This window comes from Aeromonas sp. PI_26, from assembly GCF_027854445.1.
Taxonomy (GTDB): domain Bacteria; phylum Pseudomonadota; class Gammaproteobacteria; order Enterobacterales; family Aeromonadaceae; genus Aeromonas; species Aeromonas veronii.
This window is the reverse complement of the sequence record NZ_JAJNOE010000011.1, coordinates 80,815-100,417: the sequence shown is the minus strand read 5'-3', so window position 1 is coordinate 100,417 and position 19,603 is coordinate 80,815. Positions and strand designations below refer to the sequence as shown.

Below are 19,603 nucleotides of genomic sequence, written 5' to 3'. Positions count from 1 at the left end.
CATCCTGCCGCTTGTAAATCCACCTTGTAACAATTCATTAAACATTGCCCCCCTGCCGATGCGCCTCTGAATGTCAGAAACTGGCGGGGGTGTTGGCCGAAATCAGCACGCACTCCTGTTCGCCACTATTGCGAAAACGGTGGGGGGTACGGCTGTCGAAGTAGTAGCCATCCCCGGCGCCCAGCAGGTAGATCTGCTCGCCCACGGTCACTTCAACCTCGCCCTTGATGACGATGCCGCACTCTTCACCCTCGTGGCTCAGCATGTCGTCGCCGGTGTCGGCGCCAGGTGGCAGCACCTCCTGCAACATGCCGATGGCGCGGTTGGCACGGCTGTGCCCGACCAGCCGGTAGCTGATGGGATGCGTGCCGAGATCCGGCATATCGGCGGCGCGGAAGATCACTTCGGTGCCCATTTCGGTCTCTTCGGTGAAGAAGCTGGCCAGCGACATGGGGATCCCTTCCAGCACCTTGCGCAGGGAGGCGACAGAGGGGCTCACCTGATTTTTCTCGATCTGGGAGATAAATCCGTTGGTCACACCGGAGCGCTTGGCCAGCTCGCGCTGGGAGAGGGCCGCCTTGGTGCGAACCGCCTTGAGGCGGTGACCGATATCCATCGATAGACACTCCTTGACTGTTTACTATTATTAAAATTGTGTTAAATATCTTATACCACCCTGCTGATGCGTCTAGCTAGGGGTGGCACCAGACAGGGCGATAACGGGCCCTTTTTTATGGATTCAGGTGTTTAATTTAATAGGCATTGGCCGACAGTTGCTAAACACCTTAAGGATGAGGTGACCATGAAACCGATCAGCGACATCAATACGCCCTCCGACATGTCCGCCTTCTGGATGCCGTTCACCGCCAACCAGCAGTTCAAGGCGGCGCCGCGTATCCTGAAGTCGGCAGAGGGGATGTATTATCACTCAGAGGATGGCCGCAAGATACTGGATGGCACAGCCGGACTCTGGTGTTGCAACGCGGGCCATGGTCGGCGCGAGATTGCCGAGGCGGTCTCCCAGCAGATTTCCCACCTCGATTTCGCCCCCACTTTCCAGATGGGCCACCCGTTGCCGTTCGAGCTGGCCAACCGGCTGGTGGAGATCGCTCCCCAGGGCTTTGGCCATGTCTTCTATACCAACTCCGGCTCAGAGTCGGTTGATACCGCGCTCAAAATCGCACTGGCCTGGCAGCGGGCTCGCGGTCAGGGCACCCGCACCCGGCTGATTGGTCGCGAGCGGGGTTATCACGGGGTTGGCTTTGGCGGCATCTCGGTGGGGGGCATTCCTGGCAATCGCAAGTGGTTTGGCTCCCTGCTGACCGGGGTGGATCATTTGCCCCATACCCTCAACATCGCCAAAAATGCCTTCACCAAAGGGTTGCCTGAGGAGGATGTGGCGCTGGCCGACGAGCTGGAGAAGATCGTTTTTCTGCACGATGCCAGCAACATAGCGGCGGTGATCGTCGAACCCATCGCCGGCAGTACCGGCGTGCTGATGCCGCCCAAAGGCTACCTCAAGCGGCTGCGGGAGATCTGCACCAAACACGGCATCCTGCTGATTTTTGACGAGGTGATCACTGGTTTCGGTCGCCTTGGCTCTCCCTTCGCCGCGCAGGAGTTCGATGTCATCCCCGACATGATCACCTGCGCCAAGGGGCTCACCAACGGCGCTATCCCCATGGGAGCTGTGCTGGTGCAAAAGCATATTTATGACGACATGATGGCGGCAGGTAAGGGGGCTATCGAGCTGTTCCACGGCTACACCTATTCCGGTCATCCGGTGGCTGCTGCTGCGGGTCTGGCGACCCTCGAGATCTATCGCAACGAGAACCTGCTTAGCCGCGCCGCGGATCTGGCGGGCTACTGGGAGGAGGCGGCCCATTCGCTGAAGGGCTGCAAGCATGTGAAGGATGTGCGCAACTACGGGCTGGTGGCCGGTATCGAACTTGAATCCATGCCGGATGCGCCGGGCAAGCGCGCCTATGAGGTGTTTGTCCGCTGCTTCGAGAAGGGGGCGCTGATCAGGGTGACCGGCGACATCATCGCCCTGTCGCCACCCCTCATCATCGAGCGCAGCCAGATCGATGATCTCTTCACCCTGCTGCAGGATGCCCTGCAGGCACAACCCTAACCCATTTGATGGCCCCGCGCTGGCGGGGCCTTGCGTTGTCTTGTTCAGCGCAATCACCACATCAATTATCACGGAGGATACATGACATACAGGGTCAGCAACTTCATCAACGGCCAGCCGCAGGAGAGTCGCAGCGAGCGCCAGGGTGCCATCTTCAATCCCGCCTGCGGCAAGCAGCAGGGGAGTGTGGGGCTGTCGAGCGCCGCCGAGTGTCAGGAGGCGATCGCCATCGCCGAGCGCGCCTTTGCCGACTGGTCGCAAACCCCGCCGCTGGTGCGGGCCCGGGTCTTTTTCCGCTTCAAGGAGTTGATGGAGCAGCACAGAGATGAGCTGGCCCAGCTCATCAGCCGCGAACATGGCAAGGTCTTCTCCGATGCGCAGGGTGAGTTGACCCGCGGGCTGGAGGTGGTGGAGTTTGCCTGCGGCATTCCCCATCTGCTCAAGGGGGAGCATTCCCTCAACGTCGGTCGCGGGGTAGACAGCTACTCCATGATGCAGCCGGTGGGGGTTTGCGCCGGTATCACCCCGTTCAACTTCCCGGCCATGGTGCCGCTCTGGATGTTCCCGGTCGCTATCGCCTGCGGCAACACCTTCATTCTCAAGCCCTCCGAGAAGGATCCCTCCCTCTCGCTGCGGATGGCCGAGCTGCTCAAGGAGGCCGGTCTGCCGGATGGCGTGCTAAACGTGGTGAACGGTGACAAGGAGGTGGTAGATGTGCTGCTGACCGACCCGCGAGTAGGTGCCGTGTCATTTGTCGGTTCCACCCCCATCGCCCAGTACATCTATGCCACCGCCTCGGCCCATGGCAAGCGAGTGCAGGCGCTGGGCGGTGCCAAGAACCACATGGTGGTGATGCCGGATGCGGATCTCGATCAGGCGGTCTCCGCCCTGATGGGGGCTGCTTATGGGGCAGCGGGCGAGCGCTGCATGGCGATCTCGGTAGCCGTGGTGGTGGGTGACGAGACCGCCGATGCGCTGGTAGCCAAGCTGACGCCGCTGGTGGAAAAACTGCGGGTGGGCCCGGGGTTGGGCCAGAGCCCGGAGAACGAGATGGGGCCGCTCATCAGCAAGGAGCATCTGGCCAAGGTGCGCGGCTACGTGGATCAGGGGGTGGCCGAAGGGGCCGCGCTGCGGGTCGATGGTCGCACGCTGAGCCACGACGAGGGTTACTTTATCGGGGGCTGCCTGTTTGACGAGGTGACTCCCGAGATGCGCATCTACCGCGAGGAGATCTTTGGCCCTGTGCTCTCCATCGTGCGGGTGCCGGATTACGAGACGGCGCTGCGCCTCATCAATGAACATGAGTACGGCAACGGCACCGCCATCTTTACTTGTGATGGGGATACCGCGCGGGACTTCACGGCACGGGTGCAGGTCGGTATGGTAGGGGTGAACGTTCCCATTCCGGTGCCGATGGCGTTTCACAGCTTTGGCGGTTGGAAGCGCTCCATCTTCGGGCCGCTCAACATGCACGGGCCGGACGGGGTTCGCTTTTATACCCGGATGAAGACGGTGACGGCGCGCTGGCCCCAGAGCCTGCGCAGTGGTGCCGAGTTCTCCATGCCGACCATGAAGTGACGCGCTGGCGCGTGCTCATGGCCTAACCTCTTGCCCCCGCCGGTCGTTGATTGGCGGGGGCGAACTCTGTAAAGGAACAACAGATGCGATTGGGAATTCTCGATTGTGACCGGCTCGATCCCGATCTGGCGGATCGTTTTGGCCCCGTTTACTCCGAGATGTTTATCAGGGGCTTTGCGGCCCTGGCCCCCGAACTGGAATTTCGGGTCTGGTCGGCTCTCGATGGGGAGCTGCCGGAGGATCTGCACGAGTGCGATGCCTGGCTAATTACCGGCTCGCGCCACGATGCTTACAGTGATATCCCCTGGATTCAGGCACTGCGGGCGTGGATCCGCCAGGCGCACGATGCCGACGTCAAGCTGGCCGGTGTCTGCTTCGGTCATCAGGTGATCGCCCAAGCGCTGGGCGGAGAGGTGGTGAAGTCCACCAAGGGATGGGGGCTGGGAGTGTCGGTGCATCCCATGCTGGCAGATGAGCCCTGGATGGCGCCAGCGCGGGATCAGATCCGCATTCTGGCCAGCCATCAGGATCAGGTGGCCCTGCTGCCGCCGGGGGCGACCCGACTGGCGGGCAACGATTTTTGTCCCAACTTCATGTTCCTGCAGGGGAACAACATAGTGGCCATTCAGGGACATCCGGAATTTTCGGTGGAGTACAACCGGGCGCTGATCGAGCGACGCCGCGGCCTGTTGCCCGACGAGCGCTACCAGAGCAGCCTCTCCTCGCTGGAGGGAGAGGTGGATTCGGCGACCATGATGCAGTGGCTGCTGCAGTTTCTGGGGATCCTGCCGCTGCGGGCTGGCGCGGCCTGAGCCCGGTTTGTCAGCCACCCCTTCGGATGCTAGATTTTGTAGCAAAATGAAGGATCAAGCGCTGAGATGTCGGGATCGGATGGTACACTGGCCGCCCATGTGGCGGCCTATTTGTCTGGCTTGATTGCCGTCCCGGCCTGAGCCAAACCTGTCTGAGCCAAACCTGTCTGAGCCAAACCAGTGTGAGAGTGTGACGCCTTGAAACTACAGCAATTGAAGTACTTGATCGCGATCCGGGACCACAACCTCAACGTCTCGGTGGCATCCGATGCGCTCTATACCAGCCAGCCCGGGGTCAGCAAACAGATTGGCCTGCTGGAGAGCGAGCTGGGGGTGCGGATCTTCGAGCGCCGTGGCAAGCATCTGCACCGCATCACGCCGGTGGGGGAAGAGATCATCAAGTGTGCCGAGGCGATGCTCAACATTGAGAGCAAGATCAAGGCGATCTCCCGCGAGTATCTGGATCCGACTGTGGGCACCCTCAATATTCACACCACTCATACCATCGCCCGCTATCTGCTGCCCAAATCGGTTACCTACTTCACCAAGAAGTACCCCAAGATCTCGTTCCACCTCCATCCGGTGATGTCGGCGAGTAAGGAGCAGATCAGCAAGGGTTACTCCGATTTTTCCATCGTTGCCCACGAGATTGGCTTCGACAAGGAGCTGATCGCGCTGCCCGCCTACCTCTGGACCCTCTCGCTGGTGGTGCCGCAGGATCACCCGCTGGCCAAGGTGAAGAAGCCGACGCTGGAGCAGCTCTGCCACTACCCCATCCTCAGCTACGAGAGTGGCGCCACCGGTCGGCAGGTGCAGGACGAGGTGTTTCAGGCGGCGGGGCTGACCCCGAGCTACTACATGACGGTGATGGACGCCGGGGTGATCAAACGCTACGTGGAGCTGGGCTTTGGCATCGGCATCATCTCCTCGCTGGTGGCCAACGACACCGACAGCCCCGGGCTGGTCTCCATCAATCTGGAGCACCTGTTCAAACCCTGTCCGGCGCAGATCTGTTTCAGCAAGAGCATCTTGCTGCAAAACTACATGTATGACTTTATCAGCTCCTTCTCACCCCACCTCACCAAAGAGGTGATCCAGAGCGTGATGCAGCAGCCGAGTCAGGCGCGCATCGACGAGCTGCTGGCCGGGGTGGAGCTGCCCATCTATTGATCCCGGTCGGATTCCCGATCGCTGCCGGTTGTCTCTTCTGTCAGGCTGGGCTCTACTCGGGGTTCAGCCTGTCTCTTTTGGGCTATCTCCATCGTCCGAGGTCTCTATGTCCCGTATTCTGCTGCTTGCCAATCTCAACTGTGATCATGTGCTCTCCCTCTCCGAACCGCTGGTGGCGGGGGCCCGGCTGCAATATGTGGATCAGGGGCGCAGGCTCGGCGGTGGCGCCGCCAACACCGGCATCGGGCTGGTATGGGCGGGTCACGAGGTGACCATCGCCTCCCGTATCGGGCTGGACGAGACCGGCGACTGGCTGCTGGAGCAGGCGGCCGGTTACGGGCTGGATTGCAGCCATGTGGAGCGCTTTGGCGGTGAGACCGGCGAGTTGCTGATCCTGGTGGACTCCACTGGCGAGCGCACCATACTGCGCCGCCCGCGGCGTCCCGACCAGCCCGGCGATCTGCCGCTGGAGGGGGTGGATTGCCTCTATGTGAACTATCCCGGCACCGCCATCATCAGCTACATGCGCCAGATGCTCGGCAAGAGCTTCGTGGTGGCCCAGTATCCCAAGGGCGGCCAAGCGCGCCGCCCCTGTCATGTGCTGGTGGCCTCCCGCTCCGATCTCGGCGAGGTGAGCGACCCCTGGCAGCATGCCCGCCAGCTGGCGGGGGAGCAGCTCGAATGGCTGGTGCTGACCGAAGGCAAGGCAGGCGCAGTGGCCATCCACGGCGATGAGCAGATTAGGGTTGCCGCCCGTCCTGTTTCGGTGGTCGATACCACGGGGGCAGGGGATGCTTTCGCTGGTGGATTGATCCACGGTCTGGCGCGGGGCATGGCGATCAAGGATGCGTTGCAGTGCGCGGTGGACTGGGGGGCGTTTGCCGTCGCCTCCGAGAGCTCCATCCCCTCGGTTGCCCTGAAAAACTGGTTGAAACAACCCCACTGAACCACCTCCTTGACTGTCGATTGAAGGGCGGTTCGCAGGCCATATGGCTGCTGGTCGAAGGGGCTTGGTGAGGGGGACTATTCGGGAGATTTACCCGCCATAAAGCGGGTAAACGCCGGGCTAACCCGGCAAGTTTGCGATCAATCAAAGAAAGTGTCGATTTATGTGCATCTTCATCGACACCCGGTTGTGCTGCTCTTAACCTGTCACTCCGCAACTCAGATTAAGAGACAGGCCCCCCCCTCTGGCGAACCAATGGGCAAACAGAGGCAAACCGGTTGTCTCCTGCCTCTTAGCTCAATGTTGTCGTCCTGATTCCTGGCTTGTAGTAAGAGGCAAGTGCGACCATGCAACTGACACGATTTACCGACTACGCCCTGCGTACCCTGACCTTCCTGGCGGTTCAGCCGGGGGATCGCCTGTCGACCATTACCGAAGTGGCCGATACCTTCGGCATCTCTCGCAACCACGTGGTCAAAATTGTGCACCAGCTTGGCATCAAGGGGTACATCGAGACGGTACGCGGCAAGCACGGTGGCATCCGCCTCGGTCGCTCGGCGGTCTCCATCAATTTGCGGGATGTGGTGATGGACATGGAGCATGTGCTCTGTCCGGTCGATTGCAAGCGCGAGAACTGCCGTCTCTCCGGTGGTTGCCGCATTCAGGGCATTCTGCGCCGCGCCATGAACGCCTTCCTCGAAGTGCTGGGTGAGTACACTCTGGCCGATGCGGTGCGCGATCCCAATCGTCTCTGCCACCTGCTGGGTATCGAGCAAGAGACTATCGTGACCATGGCCTGACGGGGCGTGGAATATCGAACAAGATGTGAAAGGGGCCTGATGGCCCCTTTTGCTTTTGTACGCAGGTGGTTTTTAGCGACTGCCTGGCTGGCGGATCAGGGTGATGGCGCCGTGCAGGCAGGCGAGGCCACAGGCACCGCAGCCATTGCAGGCATCCATATTGACGTTGATGCCGTCGGCTGTGGCCTTGATCGCCTGTTGCGGGCAGGCATCTTCACAGAGCAGGCAGTAGAAGCCCTGCCGTGCCTGACAGCTCTCTTCAATCTGCACCCGGGTCTGCACCTGACGGCCCAGTTGCAGGTCGAGGGCGCCGGTGGGACAGGCTCTGGCGCAGCTGCCGCAGTAGCTGCACTGGCCGCAGGCGAGATCGAGCACCGGGGTACCGGCGATGGGGCTTCCTTCGTACTCCTCCTGGGTGGCCGGTTTGAGCAGACCGCGCGGGCAGGCTTTGAAACACTCGCCACAGCGGGTGCAGAGGGAGAGGTACTGGGACTCCTCGATGGCCCATGGCGGGCGCGCTTCATGGCAAACCACGGCGGGCTTGCGCGAAGCTTGCCAACCTTGTGTCAGCCAACGGAGGAAATAGTGAGTCATGCTCGCCCCTGATACCTATTAGGGGTTAATTTTATCGAAGTTTCGGGAAGCAGGCCAGAGAATAGCGGCCGTCAGGATCGCAAGCGCAGTTGCCCTTGTGTAAGCTAGGCGGGTCTTTTTACGTGGTTGAATGAAATCATATGTGGCTATTTCTCTGGCGTGCGTCCCTGCTCTATGTCTTTCCCCTGCTGATGTGGGCCTACTGCCGCATCAAGGATATCGAGTTCGCCGAGCTCGATACCGGCGTCAACACCCACAAGTGGGTGGTGCTGGCCGCCTACCTCATCTACGTGGTGATCTGGATTCTGGTTAACCGCTATCTCGAACTCTTCCTGCGTCAGCGGAGCCGCAAATGATCGACCCCGGGCTCTGGGGGATCTTGCTGCCTGCCGCCGTGCTGGCCCTCGGACTGGGCTGGTTGATCGGACGACGGGCCGCCACGGCGCAGGCTCAGGAGCTGATGCTGGCGCAGGAGCGTTATCAGGCGCTGCAGGATCGCTTCGACGAGTTGCAGGATGAGCGGATGCAAGGCCAGCAGAAGCTCGATCAGCAGCAGACCCTGCTCATCAAGCTCACCGCCCGCCTCAAGGATGCGGAAGCGACCCTGCGCAGCGAACGGCTGGCCGCCGCCGAGAAGCTGCAACTGCAACAGGAGGCGGAGCAGCGCCTCAGCCAGCAGTTCGAGAACCTTGCCAACCGGATCTTCGAGCAAAACTCCGGCAACTTCCGCGAATTGAACCAGAACAGCCTCGATTTGCTGCTCACGCCACTCAAGGAGCAGCTCGAGGGCTTTCGTCGTCAGGTGGGGGAGACCCACGCGCAGGAGACGGCCCAGCGCCACAGCCTCAAGTTCGAGCTGGAGCGCCTCGCCGAGCTCAATGCCCGCATGACCGAGGAGGCGGCCGCCCTGACCCGCGCCCTTAAGGGCGACAGCAAGCAGCAGGGCAATTGGGGTGAAGTGGTGTTGGCGCGGATCCTCAGCGAGTGCGGTCTGCGCGAGGGCCACGAGTACCACACCCAGGTCAATATCGAGGTGGAGAAGGGCAAGCGCTACCAGCCCGATGTCATCGTCCACCTGCCGCAGGAGAAGGACATCATCATCGATGCCAAGGTGTCGCTGACCGCCTACGAACGCTGGTACAACGCCGATGACGAGCTGGAGAAGGCGGTGGCGCTCAAGGAGCATGTCGCCTCGGTGCGCAACCATATCCGCGAGCTGGGCCGCAAGGATTACCAGCAGCTGCCCGGGGTGCGCACCCTCGACTATGTGCTGATGTTCGTGGCGGTGGAGCCCGCCTTCCTCACTGCCATGGAAGCCGATCCCTCGCTGGTGCGTTACGGTCTCGACAACAACATCCTGCTGGTGAGCCCCACCAACCTGATGGTAGCGCTGCGCACCATCGAGAACCTGTGGCGCTACGAGCGGCAGAACCAGAATGCCCGCCAGATTGCCGAGCGGGCCGGTCGCCTCTACGAAAAGCTGCGGCTGTTTGTCGAGGAGATGCAGCAGATGGGCGGCAGCCTGCACAAGGCGCAGGAGAGCTACGACAAGGCAATGGGACGGCTGGTCAACGGCCGTGGCAACCTGATTGCGCAGGTCGAGCGTTTCCGCGAGCTGGGGGTGGAGGTGACCAAGAGCCTGCCCGAGCCGCTGGTGGAACGGGCGCTGGAGCGCGACAAGGAGCGGGAGTAGTTAGCCTGATCCTGCTTGTCAGCAAAAGGCCCAAACCCGGTTTGGGTCTTTTGCTATCTGCCAGCTGGCCCAGTGCTTACTCATCATCAGAAATCCGCAAAGCAAACGGCCCACCGAAGTGGGCCGTTGTTATTTGCACTGCCGATGTGGATCAGCGGCTGGCAGCGCGGGCGCTCAGTTCGGCTTTCTCGCTATCGCTCAGGAAGGCCAGGGTCAGGCCGTTCTGCTGGGCAGTGCGGATCTCGCTCGCCGTCATGCCAGCGGCCGGGGCGGCTACTCCATATTCGTGTGGCAGGTCGATCCCTTCCACCGCCGGATCGTCGGTGTTGAGGCAGGCCAGCACTCCAGCGGCCAGGAACTGGCGGATCGGGTGTTCGGTCAGGCTCGCTACCGTGGTGGTCTGGACGTTGGAGGTGAGGCAGGATTCGATGCCGATGCGGTGCTCGGCCAGATAGGCCATCAGGGCCGGATCCTGAATCGCTTTGACGCCGTGGCCGATACGCTCGGCGCCCAGCTCGCGAATGGCTTGCCACATGCTCTCGGGGCCAGCGGCTTCACCGGCGTGTACGGTGACGCGCATGCCTGCATCGCGCACCTTGCGGAAGTGGTCGACAAAGAGTTCGCCCGGGAAGCCCAGTTCGTCACCGGCCAGATCGATGGCGACCAGCTTGTCGCGGTGAGCCAAGCAGGCGGCCAGCTCCTGATTGCACTGCTCGGTGCCGAAGGTGCGGCTCATGATGCCGATCAGGTTGGTCTTGATACCGAAATCGCGGCTGCCCGCGGCCACGCCGTCGATGATGGCTTCCACCACGCCCTGCGGGTGCAGCTTGTGGGCCATTGCCATATAGGCCGGGCTGAAGCGCAGCTCGGCATAGTCGATACCGGCGCGCAGCAGATCTTCCACGTTCTCGTAGGCGACCCGGCGGCAGGCGTCATAGTCAGCCAGCACGGCCACGCCCCAATCCAGCTTCTTCAAAAAGGCAACCAGACTCGGCTCGTTTTCGACGATCTGTACGTGGGGGCGCAGCGCCTCCAGCTCGAAGGCGGGCAACTGAATGTTGTGTTGGCGACCCAGCTCGAGGATGGTTTGCGGGCGGATGTTGCCGTCCAGATGGCGGTGCAGGTCGGTCAGGGGGAGAGATCTGTCAATCATGGGGGCGCCCTCGTCGAGTCAGGTTTGAAAGCCTGCCATTCTAGGCGGGGCTTTCAAAAAAGATACCCCGTTTATGGTTAAACGGGGTTCTGGCGGACGGTGATTTGTCAGGGCGTGATGGGAATCGTTTTTCCCCGGGACTCAGGAGAGATCGAGTTCCTTCAGCTTGCGGGTGAGGGTATTGCGACCCCAGCCAAGCAGGCGGGCGGCCTCCTGCTTGTGGCCGTGGGTGTGCTCCAGCGCCGTCTCCAGCATGATCCGCTCGAACTGGGGCATGGCATCGGCCAGGATGTCTGTCTCTCCCAGCGCCAGCTTGCTGGCCACCCACTCCTGCAACTGTTGCTGCCAGCAACCGGGTAACGCCGGTTGACCCGGTTCGGCGTTGTGGGTGATGGGGGTGAGCAGCTCGGCAGGCAGGTCGCCGACCAGCACTTCCTGACCGGATGCCATCACGGTGAGCCAGCGACAGACGTTCTCCAGCTGGCGCACGTTGCCCGGCCAGGGCAGGCGACTGATATAGGCCTGGGTATCTGGGTGCAGGCTCTTGGCCTCGACGTTCAGCTCTTTGGCGGCGCGTAGCAGGAAGTGGCGGGCCAGCTGGGGAATATCCTCACGGCGCTCCTTGAGGGCAGGAATATGGATGCGAATGACGTTGAGGCGGTGAAACAGATCCTCGCGAAACTCGCCATCGGCCACCCGCTTTTCCAGATTCTGGTGGGTGGCGGCGATGATCCGCACGTCTACCTGCACCGGCTGGTGGCCGCCGACTCGATAGAACTGGCCATCGGCCAAGACACGCAGCAGCCGGGTCTGCACATCCAGCGGCATATCGCCGATCTCGTCGAGAAACAGGGTGCCGCCGTCGGCCTGCTCGAAGCGGCCGTGGCGGATGTTGTTGGCGCCGGTAAAGGCCCCCTTCTCGTGACCGAACAGCTCGGATTCGATGAGATCTTTGGGGATGGCCGCCATGTTGAGGGCGATAAAGTTCTTGTGAGCACGCGGGCTGTGCTTGTGCAGAGCATGGGCGACCAGCTCCTTGCCGGTACCGCTCTGGCCGTTGATCAGTACCGAGATGCTGGAGCGTGACAGGCGGCCGATGGCACGGAACACCTCCTGCATCGCCGGCGCCTCACCGATGATCTCCGGTGTGGCTGTCGCCTCTTGCTGGCGAGACTTGCGCTTGGTGCGCTGCTCCTTGAGGTGATTCTCGGCGCGGCGCACCAGGGTCACCGCTTCGTCGATGTCGAACGGCTTGGGCAGGTACTCGAAGGCGCCGCGCTGGTAGGCGTTGACCGCGCTGTCGAGATCCGAGTGGGCGGTCATGATGATGATGGGCAGATCGGCCTGACGGCGGTGGATCTGCTCCAACAGGCTCAGGCCGTCGATACCGGGCATCCGGATATCGGAGAGGATCACATCGGGCGAGCGCAGCTCAAGGGCGTGCAGCAGGGCCTCGCCATCGGCAAAGCTCTCGCAGTTGAAGCCTTCGCTGCCGAGAGTGCGCTCCAGCACCCAGCGGATAGAACTGTCGTCATCGACGATCCACACTTTGGCGGTCATGGGGTTCCCTTACTTGCGAAGCGGTAGAAAAATGGTGAATTCGGTGTGACCCGGCCAGCTGATGCAGTCAATCCGCCCCTTGTGCTGGTCGATCAGGTTCTGGGCGATGGAGAGGCCGAGCCCGGTTCCCCCCTCCTTGCCGGTGATCATGGGATAGAACAGGGTGTCGCGAATGGCATCGGGAATGCCGGGGCCGTTATCGATGATCTTGATCTCCGCCGCCAGCCGGTAGCGCTGGCCGTGGATGGTGATCTGGAATGCAGTGCGGGTTTTGATACGAATAAGCCCGGTCTGATCGCCCAGTGCTTCGGCCGCGTTGCGTACTATGTTGAGAAACGCCTGCTGCAGCTGATCCGGCTCCATCTCGAATTCGGGGATGCTGGGGTCGTAATCCCGCTCGATGCGAACAGAGGGAGGGAGTTCGAGCTCCACCAGTCGGCGTACCTGCTCCAGCACCGAATGGACATTGTGCATCTGGTGACGGCCGGGGCGCTGGGGGCCGAGCAGCCGATCGACCAGTACCCGCAGCCTGTCAGCCTGTTCGATGATGATGCCGGTATATTCGCGCAGGGCCGGATCCGGCAGCTCTTTTTGCAGCAGCTGCGCCGCGCCGCGCAGGCCGCCGAGGGGATTCTTGATTTCGTGGGCCAGCCCGCGCACCAGCTCCTTGGCCGCCAGCTGCTGGGCATGTTGCTGCTGCTCCTGGCTGATCTTCTTCTGCTGGTCGATCTTGCGCAGCTCCACTACCAGCAGACGCTGTTCGTGGTCGGCCATCGGGGTGGCGCTCAGCTCCACCAGTCGCGGTTCTCCCTCTACCACCAGAGTCACTTCGCTATCGGTAAAGCCTTGCCCTGACACGAGGCACTGCTTGAGTCGCTGCAAATCGAGGGAGATATGTTCCAGCAGATGGGGCAGTTCGATGCCGATCAGCCTGCGTTCACTGAGGGAGAGCAGCTGTTCAGCCGCCGGGTTGACGAACTGGATGCAGAGCCGCTCATCCATCAGGATCACGGCGGTCAGCAAATTATCCAAGAGTGTTTTGGCGTTGTCCGAGCGGGTTGGCACAGGTTTCTCCCTAAAACGGTGCTACACACCTGTTATGCACCGATATGGTGCATAGAGTTTACCCGCATCGGTGCGCTATATCACCCCTAGTCGGCTTTGGGGGTGGGTTTGGGAGCCGGCGTCACGCTCGCTCTATGCAGGTAAAAGGTGACTGCACTGGATTTAGCAAGGATCGTACCGTCTTTGGCGAGCAGCTCGAGCTGAGCCTCGTGGGCGCCGCGATCGACGTTTTCGACGCGGACAGAGAGGCTGTTGCTGACGATGGGGGCGGCTTTGCCATCCAGGGTCAGGCGCACATCATACTGGGTCGGAGGTTTGGGGCTGATGGTGCCCTGAAAGACGATGTTGCCTGTGTTGTCGCGCAGGGTGCTGCCCTGTTCCGGGGAGAGGAGTTCGATGGTCAGCTTGGCCGCCTCTTTCTCTTTCTTGGCATCGGCGCCGGTCAGGCTGTTGAAGTTATCCACCTGCACCGATCTGGGCGCGCTGCTGCCCAGCAGCGGGGCGACCCGCAGATCGACCTCTTTGGCGTTTTTGCCGGGTGGTGGCGCATCCGAGTAGTGGGTGATGCCATTGCCATCGACCCAGGAGTAGACCTTGGCCGCGTCCGCACCGAACGAGGTCAGCAACAGGAGGCTGAGCACCCCTATGCCATGCTTGTTGTTCATCCATCTCTCCTTGACGGTATTTTGCTTAATCCTATCAGAGAAAAAACCCGCCAGATGGCGGGTTTTGTCACGATTAAGCAAGCTGACCAGATTTAAACGGACAGTCTGCTGAGACTTAGACGGAGTAGTACAGTTCGAACTCCAGCGGGTGCGGGGTCATGCGCACACGGTCAACATCCTGCTGTTTCAGTTCCAGATAGGAGTTGATGAAGTCATCGCTGAACACGCCGCCACGGGTCAGGAACTCGCGGTCAGCATCCAGAGCGGCCAGGGCTTCGTCCAGAGAACCGGCAACGGTCGGCACTTCTGCGGCTTCTTCCGGCGGCAGGTCGTACAAGTTCTTGTCCATGGCATCGCCCGGATGGATCTTGTTGATGATACCGTCCAGACCGGCCATCAGCTGAGCAGCGAAGGCCAGGTACGGGTTGGCAGCCGGATCCGGGAAGCGCACTTCGATACGACGGGCTTTCGGGCTCGGTACCACCGGGATACGGATGGAGGCAGAGCGGTTGCGGGCAGAGTAAGCCAGCATGACCGGTGCTTCATAACCCGGAACCAGACGCTTGTAGGAGTTGGTGGTCGGGTTGGCGAAGGCGTTGATGGCCTTGGCGTGCTTGATGATACCGCCGATGTAGTGCAGCGCCATCTCGGACAGACCGCCATACAGGTCGCCAGCGAACAGGTTGACGCCGTTCTTGGCCAGAGACTGGTGGCAGTGCATGCCGGAGCCGTTGTCACCGAACATGGGTTTCGGCATGAAGGTGACGGTCTTGTTGTAGGCGTGGGCCACGTTGTGGATCACGTACTTCAGTACCTGTACTTCGTCAGCTTTCAGCGTAAGAGTGTTGAAGCGGGTAGCGATTTCGTTCTGACCGGCAGTGGCTACTTCGTGGTGGTGAGCTTCAACGACCTGGCCCATCTCTTCCAGCACCAGACACATGGCGGCGCGGATATCCTGGGAGGAGTCGACCGGTGCAACCGGGAAGTAACCGCCTTTCACGAACGGACGGTGACCCTTGTTGCCATGCTCATAGGCAGTGCCGGAGTTCCATGCGGCTTCTTCAGATTCGATTTTCACGAAGCTGTGGCCCATGGTGTTGGAGAAAGTAATGTTGTCGAACATGAAGAATTCCGGCTCCGGCCCGAACAGCACGGTGTCAGCGATGCCGCTGGACTTCAGGAAATCTTCTGCACGTTTGGCGATGGAGCGCGGATCGCGATCGTAGCCCTGCATGGTGGCAGGCTCCAGCACGTCACAAACGATGTTCAGGGTGGTCTCTTCGGTGAACGGGTCCAGCTTGGCGGAGGCTGCGTCCGGCATCAGTACCATGTCGGATTCGTTGATGCCCTTCCAGCCGCCGATGGAGGAACCATCGAACATCTTGCCGTCTTCGAAGAAATCTTCATCAACCTGGTGAGCAGGGATGGATACATGCTGCTCTTTACCCTTGGTGTCGGTAAAGCGCAGATCAACAAACTTGACTTCGTGTTCCTGGATCAGGGCCAAAACGTTCTGGGCTGACATGCTAAGTAACCTCCGGTGTTAAAACTCTCTGGGTGAATGCGTCGTCGTATTCACATAAGCCAGTATCGTGCCAAGTTTGTGACAGCTTGATTTCAGGGCAATCTCGCTGAAGAGGCTCCCCAAAATCAGGCGATCTCGACTCGCGTTGCATCAATTTAGTGCGATGGTGGATCGTTTTGGTGCACTGTAATGGTGCGCGAAATACGGTCACTGCCCATCTAAGCAGGGTTTGTCAGAGAGGTCTATGATCCAGATCTGTTGTTATGCGCGAATGTACTGCAATTCTGCTAGGCAGATCACAAAGGCAAGAGTACAATTAGCGCCCAATTTTACCCGGTGATTGAGGCGAGAATGTTAGAGAATTTACGCAATATTGCGATTATTGCGCACGTTGACCACGGCAAAACGACTCTGGTTGATAAGCTGCTGCAGCAGTCCGGCACCCTGGACCGCTCCACGGAAGGCCAGGAACGGATCATGGACTCCAATGATCTGGAACGGGAACGTGGCATCACCATTCTCGCCAAGAACACTGCGATCCGCTGGAATGACTACCGCATCAACATCGTTGATACCCCGGGTCACGCCGACTTCGGTGGTGAAGTTGAGCGCGTACTGTCCATGGTTGACTCCGTGCTGCTGCTGGTTGACGCTGTTGACGGCCCGATGCCGCAAACCCGTTTCGTGACCCAGAAAGCATTCGCTCAGGGTCTGAAGCCGATCGTGGTCATCAACAAGGTTGACCGTCCGGGTGCTCGTCCTGACTGGGTAATGGATCAGGTATTTGACCTGTTCGACAACCTGGGCGCGACTGACGAACAGCTGGACTTCAAAGTGGTTTACGCCTCTGCACTGAACGGTTGGGCCACCATGGATCAGGACGTCGAGTCCGAGAACATGGAGCCGCTGTTCCAGGCCATCGTCGACAACGTGGAAGCCCCGAAAGCTGACACCGAAGGCGCGTTCCAGATGCAGATCTCCCAGCTGGACTACAACTCCTATGTGGGCGTTATCGGTATCGGCCGTATCACCCGTGGTCGCGTCAAGACCAACCAGCAGGTCACCATCGTTGGTGCCGACGGCAAGACCCGCAACGGTAAAGTCGGTCAGGTGCTGGGCTATCTGGGCCTGTCCCGTACCGAAGTTGCCGATGCGCAAGCTGGCGACATCATCGCCATCACCGGTCTGGGCGAGCTGAAGATCTCCGACACCATCTGCGACAACGGTGCTGTTGAAGCCCTGCCGCCGCTCTCCGTTGACGAGCCGACCGTGAACATGACCTTCCAGGTCAACACTTCACCGTTCGCCGGTAAAGAGGGCAAGTTCGTGACCTCCCGCAACATTCTGGAGCGTCTGAACCAGGAGCTGGTCCACAACGTGGCCCTGCGCGTGGAAGAGACTGATGATCCGGACAAGTTCCGCGTCTCCGGTCGTGGTGAACTGCACCTCTCCATCCTGATCGAAAACATGCGTCGCGAAGGTTACGAGCTGGCGGTATCCCGTCCGGAAGTAATCCTGCGTACCGTTGACGGCGAACTGCAAGAACCGTTCGAAACCGTTACTGTGGACGTGGAAGAAGCGCACCAGGGTTCCGTCATGGAGCAACTGGGTCTGCGTAAGGGCGAAATGACCAACATGACCCCGGATGGCAAGGGTCGTGTCCGCTTGGACTTCATGATCCCGAGCCGTGGCCTGATCGGCTTCCAGACCGAGTTCATGACCATGACCTCCGGTACCGGTCTGCTGTACCACACCTTCGACCACTACGGTCCGCACAAGGGTGGTAGCATCGGTGAGCGTCAGAACGGCGTGCTGATCTCCAACGCTACCGGTAAGGCTCTGACTTACGCCCTGTTCGGTCTGCAAGACCGCGGTCGTCTGTTCATCGGTCACGCGACCGAAGTGTACGAAGGCCAGGTGATCGGTATCCACTCCCGTTCCAACGACCTGACTGTTAACTGCCTGAAAGGCAAGCAGCTGACCAACATGCGTGCCTCCGGTACCGACGAAGCTCAGGTGCTGACTCCGCCGATCCGTATGACTCTGGAACAAGCTCTAGAGTTCATCGACAACGATGAGCTGGTAGAAGTGACTCCGAAGAGCATCCGTATCCGTAAGAAGCTGCTGACTGAGCTGGATCGCAAGCGCTCTGGCCGTGGTTAATGCCATGTGCTGAGCCTCAGCAGTCCTCGCGGCCGCTGACGGTTCACTGATAAACGGACCCAAACCTCTGGTTTGGGTCCGTTTTTTTATGCTTGTGATCCGCTCTGGCAATCCTGATGAGCTCGTTCAGGCTATCCGGTAATGGGGCTGATGAGCGTTGAGCGAAGGTCGTGGGGATGGTGAGATAAAAAGCCGCAGCGGGTGAACGCTGCGGCTTTTTGCTGGCTTGCAGTGAGGGATTACTGGCGCCAGAAGGAGGGGAAGAAGAGCACGGCGACTGTCAGGATCTCCAGTCGTCCCAGCAGCATGCCGAATGACAGCAACCATTTGGCCGATTCCGGCAGACTGGCAAAGTTGGTACTGGGGCCGACCACCGGGCCCATGCCCGGGCCGACGTTGGCAACGGCGGTGATGGAGCTGGATATGGCCGTCAGGGGGTCAAGCCCGATAGCGCCCAGCAGTGCAGCTATCACCAGAATGATGGCGAAGTAGGCCAGTACGAAGGAGATCATCGAGCGGATGATGGCGTCATTGACCGTCCGGCCGTTGTACTTCTGGGGGAATACGGCAGAGGGGTGCATCAGCTGGCGCATCTGCTTTCTGAACAGGGCGAATGCCACCTGTACCCGGAAGATCTTGAGACCGCCCGCAGTGGAGCCGGAGCAGGCCCCAAGAGCCAGCAGCACGATGAAGACGATGCTGGCGAGCGGCCCCCAGGTGCCGAAGTCACCAAGGCCGTAGCCGGTGGTGGTGAGTACCGAGACGATGTTGAAGCAGCTGATGCGCAGGGCATCCCAGAAGCCGAACAGGTCTCTCTCCCACAGATAGAAGGTCATGATGACGGTGACCCAGACCACCAGCCAGAAGAAGCCGCGCACCTGGGCATCCTTGAACAGGCTGTTGTCCCTGTGATTGAGGCTCTGCACATAGAGCAGGAAGGGCAGGCCGCCGAGGAACATGAACAGGGTGCCAATCCAGTGTGCCGAGTTGGAGAAGTGGGACATGGATTGATCGGAGGTGGAGTAGCCGCCGGTACTGAGAGTGGTCATGGCGTGGTTGATCGCCTCGAACATGTTCATGCCGCTGGCCCAGTAGGCCATGAAGCAGAGCATGGAGAGCACCAGATAGACCACGACGATGTTGTTGGCCACCGTCTTGGCACGCGGGGCGCTTTTGTCTGACCAGTCAGAGCTCTCGGTCTGGAACAGCTTCATGCCGCCAACGTTGAGGTAGGGCAGCACGGCTACCGCCATCACGATAAAGCCGACCCCGCCCAGCCACTGCAGGATGGAACGCCACAACAGGATACTGTGGGCCATGTTGTCGAGGCCGGAGAGCACGGTGGAGCCCGTGGTGGTTACCCCCGACATGGTCTCGAAGTAGGCGTCGGTGAAGTTGATGTGGGTGATGAAAACAAAAGGCAGGGCGCCGAAGGCGCAGGCCACCACCCAGACCGAGGTGGTGAGCAGGAACATCTCCCGCACCCCCAGATGAAACTCCGCCTTGCGACCATAGTGGAGGCAGAGCAGGGCGGCGCCGTGGGTGATCAGCACGGACTTGAGAAACTCGACAAATCCCTCTGACCCGGTGAGCAGTGCCAGCAAGGTGGGCAGCCACATGAAGAGCGCCAGCTTGGAGAGCACCAGCCCGAGGGTGAAGATGATGGGACGCAGCTTGATCATGTTCGATAACCTGGTCGTTGATTAACAAAAGACCCGGACCATCCCCTTGGGGGAGCTGAGCCG

At 60.5% G+C, this 19,603-nt stretch carries 17 protein-coding genes; 9 read left to right on the top strand and 8 right to left on the bottom strand.

What is annotated here, in order from left to right; translation table 11 throughout:
* Positions 1–73 precede the first annotated feature (73 nt).
* The gene (locus tag LRL22_RS13165; protein WP_005339643.1) at positions 74–616 is read right to left on the bottom strand and encodes a cupin domain-containing protein; all 543 of its coding nucleotides are present in this window, start codon (positions 614–616) and stop codon (positions 74–76) included.
* Positions 617–802: 186 nt separating this feature from the next.
* Here LRL22_RS13165 and LRL22_RS13160 point away from each other — a divergent pair, with 186 nt between their 5' ends.
* From LRL22_RS13160 to LRL22_RS13135, 6 genes are all read left to right on the top strand, one after another.
* A complete protein-coding gene (locus LRL22_RS13160; RefSeq protein WP_216952313.1) occupies positions 803–2,134 on the top strand; it encodes an aspartate aminotransferase family protein in 1,332 nt (443 codons plus the stop codon).
* Positions 2,135–2,215: 81 nt separating this feature from the next.
* Positions 2,216–3,712: a CoA-acylating methylmalonate-semialdehyde dehydrogenase gene (locus LRL22_RS13155; RefSeq protein ID WP_167566080.1), complete on the top strand. Its 1,497-nt coding sequence runs from the start codon at positions 2,216–2,218 to the stop codon at positions 3,710–3,712.
* An 83-nt stretch (positions 3,713–3,795) separates the two neighbouring features.
* Positions 3,796–4,524, top strand: a complete 729-nt coding sequence (locus LRL22_RS13150) for a glutamine amidotransferase-related protein (RefSeq protein WP_069527013.1) — start codon at positions 3,796–3,798, stop codon at positions 4,522–4,524.
* A 198-nt stretch (positions 4,525–4,722) separates the two neighbouring features.
* Positions 4,723–5,694 carry a LysR substrate-binding domain-containing protein gene (locus LRL22_RS13145; protein WP_270905543.1) on the top strand — a complete coding sequence of 324 codons (972 nt, stop codon included), beginning with the start codon at positions 4,723–4,725 and terminating at the stop codon, positions 5,692–5,694.
* Positions 5,695–5,800: 106 nt separating this feature from the next.
* Entirely contained in the window at positions 5,801–6,640 is an 840-nt protein-coding gene (locus tag LRL22_RS13140) for a PfkB family carbohydrate kinase (protein WP_270905542.1), read from the top strand.
* Between the two features lie 347 nt (positions 6,641–6,987).
* A complete protein-coding gene (locus tag LRL22_RS13135) occupies positions 6,988–7,440 on the top strand; it encodes an Rrf2 family transcriptional regulator (RefSeq protein WP_005339654.1) in 453 nt (150 codons plus the stop codon).
* Between the two features lie 72 nt (positions 7,441–7,512).
* Here the strand turns inward: LRL22_RS13135 and LRL22_RS13130 are convergent, their stop codons facing one another.
* Entirely contained in the window at positions 7,513–8,034 is a 522-nt protein-coding gene (locus LRL22_RS13130; RefSeq protein WP_005339657.1) for a ferredoxin-type protein NapF, read from the bottom strand.
* A 140-nt stretch (positions 8,035–8,174) separates the two neighbouring features.
* Between LRL22_RS13130 and LRL22_RS13125 the strand changes: the two genes are divergently transcribed.
* A complete protein-coding gene (locus tag LRL22_RS13125; RefSeq protein ID WP_021231493.1) occupies positions 8,175–8,390 on the top strand; it encodes a hypothetical protein in 216 nt (71 codons plus the stop codon).
* On the top strand, positions 8,387–9,727 hold the full coding sequence (rmuC, locus tag LRL22_RS13120; RefSeq protein ID WP_019445769.1) for a DNA recombination protein RmuC: 1,341 nt from the start codon (positions 8,387–8,389) through the stop codon (positions 9,725–9,727). Before LRL22_RS13125 ends, rmuC begins: the two co-directional genes overlap by 4 nt.
* Before the next feature lie 151 nt (positions 9,728–9,878).
* Here the strand turns inward: rmuC and add are convergent, their stop codons facing one another.
* The 5 genes from add to glnA form a co-directional block, all read right to left on the bottom strand.
* Positions 9,879–10,880: an adenosine deaminase gene (gene add, locus LRL22_RS13115; RefSeq protein WP_160881927.1), complete on the bottom strand. Its 1,002-nt coding sequence runs from the start codon at positions 10,878–10,880 to the stop codon at positions 9,879–9,881.
* A gap of 141 nt (positions 10,881–11,021) precedes the next feature.
* On the bottom strand, positions 11,022–12,440 hold the full coding sequence (gene glnG / locus LRL22_RS13110) for a nitrogen regulation protein NR(I) (protein ID WP_005339666.1): 1,419 nt from the start codon (positions 12,438–12,440) through the stop codon (positions 11,022–11,024).
* 9 nt (positions 12,441–12,449) lie between these two features.
* Entirely contained in the window at positions 12,450–13,505 is a 1,056-nt protein-coding gene (glnL, locus tag LRL22_RS13105) for a nitrogen regulation protein NR(II) (protein ID WP_005356202.1), read from the bottom strand.
* Between the two features lie 86 nt (positions 13,506–13,591).
* On the bottom strand, positions 13,592–14,170 hold the full coding sequence (locus LRL22_RS13100) for a DUF4124 domain-containing protein (RefSeq protein ID WP_005356205.1): 579 nt from the start codon (positions 14,168–14,170) through the stop codon (positions 13,592–13,594).
* A 115-nt stretch (positions 14,171–14,285) separates the two neighbouring features.
* Positions 14,286–15,695 (bottom strand): glutamate--ammonia ligase, encoded by a 1,410-nt coding sequence (glnA, locus tag LRL22_RS13095; protein ID WP_005339672.1) that lies wholly within the window; start codon positions 15,693–15,695, stop codon positions 14,286–14,288.
* Between the two features lie 351 nt (positions 15,696–16,046).
* On the opposite strand from glnA, the gene typA reads away from it, so the two are divergent.
* A complete protein-coding gene (gene typA, locus LRL22_RS13090; RefSeq protein ID WP_041209495.1) occupies positions 16,047–17,858 on the top strand; it encodes a translational GTPase TypA in 1,812 nt (603 codons plus the stop codon).
* A gap of 239 nt (positions 17,859–18,097) precedes the next feature.
* Here the strand turns inward: typA and LRL22_RS13085 are convergent, their stop codons facing one another.
* Complete coding sequence (locus LRL22_RS13085) at positions 18,098–19,540, bottom strand: TrkH family potassium uptake protein (RefSeq protein ID WP_005341967.1); 1,443 nt, start codon at positions 19,538–19,540, stop codon at positions 18,098–18,100.
* Positions 19,541–19,603: the final 63 nt, after the last annotated feature.